The sequence below is a fragment of the Streptococcus sp. HMSC10E12 genome (assembly GCF_001807855.1).
GTDB classification, from domain to species: Bacteria; Bacillota; Bacilli; order Lactobacillales; family Streptococcaceae; genus Streptococcus; species Streptococcus salivarius.
The window spans coordinates 1-2,792 of the sequence record NZ_KV791097.1 but is presented as its reverse complement, the minus strand read 5'-3'; the positions used below and the strand labels follow the sequence as shown (position 1 = coordinate 2,792).

Annotated in this window: 1 protein-coding gene; it reads right to left on the bottom strand. The window is 40.4% G+C overall.

Annotated features, from left to right (window positions below; translation table 11 throughout):
• The coding region (locus tag HMPREF3112_RS06275; RefSeq protein WP_141738657.1) for an accessory Sec-dependent serine-rich glycoprotein adhesin at positions 1-2,428 on the bottom strand (2,428 nt) is incomplete at its 3' end.
• Positions 2,429-2,792 lie beyond the last annotated feature (364 nt).

Genomic DNA, 2,792 nt, shown 5'->3' with positions numbered 1-2,792 from the left:
GTGATTCGCTTACTGATGCACTCTCTGACGCTGACTCTGAGTTAGATACTGATTGTGATTCTGAAATGGATTCACTTACTGACGCTGACTCTGAGTTTGAAGCGGATTGTGATTCTAAGACAGAAGCACTTTCTGACGCTGATTCTGAGTTAGACACTGATTGTGATTCAGAAACTGACGCACTTTCTGACGCTGACTCGGAATTAGACACTGATTGTGATTCGCTTACTGATGCACTCTCTGATGCTGATTCAGAATTAGACACTGATTGTGATTCAGAAACTGATGCACTCTCTGATGCTGATTCAGAATTAGATACTGACTGTGATTCTGAAACTGATGCGCTCTCTGAAGCTGACTCTGAGTTTGAAGCAGATTGTGATTCAGAAACTGACGCACTTTCTGATGTTGATTCTGAGTTTGAAGCAGATTGTGATTCAGATACAGAAGCACTTTCTGATGCTGATTCTGAGTTTGAAGCAGACTGTGATTCAGAAACTGACGCACTCTCTGATGCTGACTCTGAATTAGATACTGACTGTGATTCAGATACTGACTCACTTGTTGATGCTGACTCATAATTCGAGACTGATTGTGATGCTGAAGTTGACGCACTGACTGACGCTGAAGTTGAGTTCGACTCAGACTGAGATGTTGACGTTGAGGCACTCTCTGAAGCAGAGACTGAATTTGACTCCAACTGTGATGCGCTCACTGAAGCACTTGTTGAGGCACTTTCAAGAAGACTTTCTGAGATACTCTCTGAAAGAGATGCTGATGCTTCCTCTGATACAGAAAGAGAAGATGAAACAACCTCTGACTCAGATGCTGAAACCGATGCAGATTCTACCTTACTTGTTGATACAGATTCTGACTCTACTGTTGAAGCACTTTCTACGAGGCTTTGAGAAGTACTTAGAGATGCACTCGTTGTATCAGCTTCAGATTCAGACTCGATAACCTGATTACCATTAAAGAAGTTAACGGCAATCGTATCAGTCTTACCTGCATAAGGCGAGAATGTGAAGGATGTATCATCACCAGTGATTTTAGCAGTCCAAGTCGATGTTAAACCATAACTTTTCTTAGCCTGAGTACCATTCATTTGGTAACCATTACCCCAAGTAAAGCCATCACCTTGTTTCGTAACTGTTGAAGTATTAGACTTTGGAGTAGCAACTTGATTACCACTCGAATCTGTAATGTAGTTTGTTACATTTGAAGGTGTCCCAAGTCCTTTACCAAGGGTAAACATCGTTTGTGTTGATGTTCCTGTATTATAGATAGAATATCCAGGAGACATTCTTGAAATATTCCCAAGGGTTGATGTTGCAGGATTAACATAGGAAACAGTGTAGACAAAATTCAGATTTGTCCCGTCATTTGTCACTTTCAATGTATAGTAAATTGGAACATTATAGTTTGAGTCTGTTCCAGTTCCTGTATAAACCTTAGTCTCACCAGTCGCTAGGTTAAGGTTTGAAGTGATAGCGGGAGTGCCATTCACTGTAGAGTTTCCATTGAAACCAGCATTTGTAAGCTTGGTCATCATGTTATCGACGGCATTACCAAGACGCTCACGCTGTTCTTCGTAAGCTGCGTTTGTTGCTGATGCCGCAATCAATGTTGTTGACTTAGTGACTTCTTCTTGAACTGTTGTAATAGCCGTTTGGATTTCAGCCTTAGTCGCTGTATCTGTCAATTTTGCTTGGTAGTTTTTAGCGATATTAACGAGCAATTCCGCTTCTGAAACGTTTTGATCCAAGACAGTTTTCTCATCCTCTTGGCTTGCATTTTCTGAAGCAACTGAGCTCGTTGAAGTTGCTGAATCAGAAGCTGAGTCTGAGTTTGAACCACTTGTGCTTTCAGTTTCTGACTGGCTATCAGAAGTTGAGTACTCCTTGCTGAGTGATGCAGATTCTGAAATAGCCTGTGACAATTCAGCAGAAATAGATTGAGAGACAGATTGTGATACTGAAACTGATGCTTCCGTGCTTGCTTGAGCATCTACTGAAGAGCTTGTAGACTCTTGGCTTGTTGATGCTACTGCTGAAGCTTCCGAAGCTGGCGCCGCACTCAATACAACTGACTCAGAGTTGACTGCCACATCTTGATTAGCAGTTACTTGGCTTTCCAAAGCTGGAGTTGTCGTTTCTTCCGCTTGGGCTGTATAAGTTGCCACTGCGCCTCCAGCCACTGCTCCCGCCGCTGCAATCCCTTTAAGAAGAGCTTGCCCTGAGAGAAGCGGTGTTTTTTCTTCAACACTTTGCGCTGAAACTGATGGTGCATCTGCCCCACCTTTAACAACCTTGAAAAGTCCAAAGTTGGATGTCGCAGCACGAAGCCATTGCTTACCTGATTTAATCAACTTAAAACGAGTCACGCGATCAGTTTCGCGGTATTCCCCTTCATTTCTTCTAAAAAACATATCTACTCCATTCTGTTTTTATGAATTAAAACTCACTGACAAATTTTATCATATAATTCTTGTAAGTTCTAATATAAAACTTTATTTCTCTAAAAAAATAATTGCAAACGCTTTATGCTTTACAAACAATGAAAATAGTTATTTCATAGCATTTTCATCCATTTTACATTTTGCAATACGTATCTTAAAGTTGTCTTAAAATTCAGATTCCCCTACTTTCACGTCTAACATTTCACCTTGCTAAACTAACCTTTTTTACATCTAATACTAGACCTAAATTAGATTTAAACTAACAATTAAGATACCATTACTCATTTCTTAATCACAAGAAAAAGGGCTCTATAATTTCTGTAGTGGGTAAAAC